Origin of the sequence: Lactiplantibacillus paraxiangfangensis, from assembly GCF_036246185.1 — a bacterium.
GTDB classification, from domain to species: Bacteria; Bacillota; Bacilli; order Lactobacillales; family Lactobacillaceae; genus Lactiplantibacillus; species Lactiplantibacillus paraxiangfangensis.
In genome coordinates this window covers 1-3,471 of record NZ_BTPW01000057.1, presented here as the reverse complement: position 1 = coordinate 3,471, position 3,471 = coordinate 1, and the positions used below count along the sequence as shown (strand labels likewise).

The following is a 3,471-nucleotide window of genomic DNA, read 5'->3' as shown; positions in this document are numbered from 1 at the left end:
TTCGTTCGGAATAGGTTATACTAGACAAAAGATCAGCTCCTAAAAGATGGGTTTGTGGTAAACACCATTTTAAAGGAAGCTGATCTTTTTTGTCCGAACAGCGTTCGGATTAATTTTACAATCTACCTTTTGTCTAACTTTTGTGTTGCACTTCATGCACTTTAAAATGACTCAAGGCTAGTTTTTATTTGCTACTGAGCCATCGTTAATGATGGCCATTTTGTTCTAAAGTACATTCGTGATGACGCAATGATTCACCGATATCTCATCCAGATACTAAGCCTTCTTCTCTCGAATGGAGCCCACCAGATCATCTGTAGCTGGAGCGTTCGCAAGCAATGCGCGAACATCATCAAGATTCACCTTAACATTCCAAACTAAAACACCAACTAACTTATCGGTATCTATGAAATAGACAAGCGATCCATGCGTTCGCCGATCAAAAATCAATTGCAATTTAGGATCAATATTACCGATTGCTTGCCAGGAAATATCAAAAATCATGGAATAGAAGTATGGGGTATGCTGATAGCTCATGTGAGCACCTGCCATATTACGGCCAACTAATTCACCAGAAAGTCGGGCATGGTCCACGTGCTCAATCCGTTGCCGACCCAAGATGTGATCTGGATAAGAGGCAATATCTCCAGCAGACCAGATGGCTGGGTCACTAGTATTGAGATACTCATTAACTTTCACACCACCATCAGCTAAATCCAAACAACTGTCTTCAGCTAAACTAATCCGCGGCGTAACGCCTAACCCAACAATGATCGTATCGGCTGCGATCACCGTACCATCCTTTGTCAATAGAGCCAAGTGGTCACCTTGGCGTTGATATGATTGGACAAACTGACCACTCATCAGTGTGACACCATTGCGTTTGAACGTGGCTTCATACTCAGTCCGAATAGACTCAGGAAATTTACCCTCACCCAGCGCTTTTTCTGGAAAAATCATTGTAACTTCAGTCTCATTTTGGGTCAGTGACGATGCGAGCTCTGTACCAACATATCCACCACCAATGATCACAACTCGCTTGTTCGGACCACTAAATTTACGTAACTTGCGATAATCTGACCACTGTCTAAAGACTAGCACATGTGGATCAGAAGGCCCCTGGATTTGTCTAGGTTCTCCGCCAGTTGCTAGCAATAGCTGTTCATACTTGATTTGCTCACTATCGGCCAATGTAATGACCTTATCTTGCCGATTAATAGCCGTAACCGTTGTCTTGAACTTAAAAGTCACATTGGGATAATTTTCAGCACCAATCTGAATGTTCTCTTCAGTAAATTCATCATCTAGCCATAGTTTTTTACTCAGTGCCGGTCGTTCATATGGGACATCCGCCTCTTGCGAAATAATTAAGATCTCACCCTCTGAATCTTCCTGTCGAATTCCCTTGATGGCATAGCCAGCAACCACTCCGCCACCAACAATGACGTATCGATAGCTGTTTGTCTGATCCAAATCACTCATCTAATCGCCTCCATAACTTTACTTTTTCTAGGATCATTGTAATATAAAAACGCCATGATTCGAAAAATAACGCTCAGAATTGTCAATCGTTGCTTGCTTTTATCAGAATAATAATTTTATTTACATACTGCTACAAAGCTATCAAATATCACTATGATCCAGATTTAGAATTGCGGATAACACAGCATAAAATAATATTATTTTAATTAAAAAACCTCGATTTTTAAGGTAATCATTTTTGATTTTAATTTGAAGTAACAATATTCGAAGAGTTGTCATTTTTCTTGGTCATTTCTCGGATTTTAGTGGAGTTAGAAGTTTCAAGTGGTCCGCTCTGCTATGATTCTCTCATGTAAACATCATCTTTGTATATTGAATTTCTTTCGATATCTGATAAAGGTCGTCCGTTTAATCCCTGTATTACGGGCAACATCTACATCACTCATACCCGTTTGATAAAGCTTAAAAGCGTGTTGCAAACGGGGATCATCTTTGGCATATTGGGGTTTGCGCCCATGATATTTACCCTGCTGCTTAGCTAAGGCAATCCCTTGTTGCTGGCGCTCAATGATTCGCTTACGTTCACTTTCGGCCTGATACTTATAGAGTTCAATAATCAAGTTGGTCATCAGTTGACGTAAATTTGGGTCAGCAATCCCGGTCATGGACGGCAAATTTAACACATCTAGGGTGGCGCCCCTATTTTGAAGGGTGTTCATGATTTTAGTTAAATCCTGATTGTTTCTGCCTAAGCGATCTAATTCAGTGACCAGGACAATATCACCCTCACGAATATAGGCCAGCATTTTTTGCAGTTCTGGCCGATTAGTGTTAGCCCCACTTAATTTATCCGTAAATAATTTATCAACGCCTCTTAAAGCCGCTAACTGTCGATCTAAATGTTGCTCTTTGGAACTCACACGAGCATAACCAATTTTAGCCATTATCAGCACTTCCTTTTGGACAGTTCTAATGAACATCTGTATTTCCTAGTATAGCACAAAAGCAAAAAAGGCCAATAGGGTATACCCTATTGGCCGTTTTGAAAAATCGTTGTATTAAATCCAGAAAATTTCATTAATGAAATTTAAATCGAGGACTTCTTTAATTTTGAAATTCCTGTGGAAAAGTTAAAAACAAGTGCAAGGTTGACGTGATTAAATTTATTCAAAAGAAAGCCTATTTTTGGGAATTATTTTTTTTCAAAATATCAGCAATTTCTTGCAGGTATTGAGCTTCCATTGAGATTGGGGCAGTGGAAGCTTCTTTTTTAGGCATAATTTTATTGATACCTTTTACTAACAGGAATACAACAAAAGCAATAATTAGAAAATTGATAATGGAATTAATAAAGGCACCATACTTGAATGTTGCACTACCAACTTTAAAGGCAAGATCAGAAAAATCAATTTGTCCCAAGAAGATACCAATTAATGGATTAATTAAGTTATCAACTAATGACTTAACGATAGATGTAAAGGCAGCTCCAATAATGACACCAACTGCTAAGTCCATTACATTACCACGTGAAATAAACTCTTTGAATTCTTTTAACATACAAGTTTCTCCCTTAAATTTTTCAGCTTTTATAGTCATCAGTATTGGACTAGTCGTGCTAATGAAACTTTTGATTAACGGTTACTTTCTTATTAACGTAAGGTGACTTGGATTTAGTTTTGTCACGATGCTGCTTAATCAATAGAAAAATGCATGCACCAGCAATCAGTAGTAAGACAGGCCAAGATGTCAAAAAACGCCACAAAGCAATTAACAGCATTATTCCTAATATCCACCAAATCCATGAAGAAAAAAATTTATAGGTTGCCCAAATTATTATTAACGCTACCAATAAAATCATTTTTTTCCTCAATTGTCAAATCAAGTGCAACACTAAGAATCTATTCTTAGAAGTGGTCTAGTTGCTAAGCTAGTTCAGGCATTAGATCGGCTGGGCAGCGATAGTTCAATGACCGCCGTAGCCGGTTGTTT

General features: G+C 38.4%; 3 protein-coding genes. All 3 read right to left on the bottom strand.

Annotation, left to right across the window (positions count from 1 at the left end; genetic code table 11):
* Window positions 1-276: 276 nt before the first annotated feature.
* The gene (locus tag AAA939_RS15200) at window positions 277-1,482 is read right to left on the bottom strand and encodes an NAD(P)/FAD-dependent oxidoreductase (RefSeq protein WP_020090536.1); all 1,206 of its coding nucleotides are present in this window, start codon (window positions 1,480-1,482) and stop codon (window positions 277-279) included.
* Between the two features lie 359 nt (window positions 1,483-1,841).
* A complete protein-coding gene (locus tag AAA939_RS15195; RefSeq protein WP_204122203.1) occupies window positions 1,842-2,426 on the bottom strand; it encodes a recombinase family protein in 585 nt (194 codons plus the stop codon).
* A 235-nt stretch (window positions 2,427-2,661) separates the two neighbouring features.
* Window positions 2,662-3,039 carry a large-conductance mechanosensitive channel protein MscL gene (gene mscL / locus AAA939_RS15190; RefSeq protein WP_084989049.1) on the bottom strand — a complete coding sequence of 126 codons (378 nt, stop codon included), beginning with the start codon at window positions 3,037-3,039 and terminating at the stop codon, window positions 2,662-2,664.
* Window positions 3,040-3,471 lie beyond the last annotated feature (432 nt).

Coding starts and splice junctions, on each gene's coding strand:
- AAA939_RS15200 (WP_020090536.1), bottom strand. CDS start 1,482: ATGAGTGATTTGGATCAGACAAACAGCTATCGATACGTCATTGTTGGT.
- AAA939_RS15195 (WP_204122203.1), bottom strand. CDS start 2,426: ATGGCTAAAATTGGTTATGCTCGTGTGAGTTCCAAAGAGCAACATTTA.
- mscL (WP_084989049.1), bottom strand. CDS start 3,039: ATGTTAAAAGAATTCAAAGAGTTTATTTCACGTGGTAATGTAATGGAC.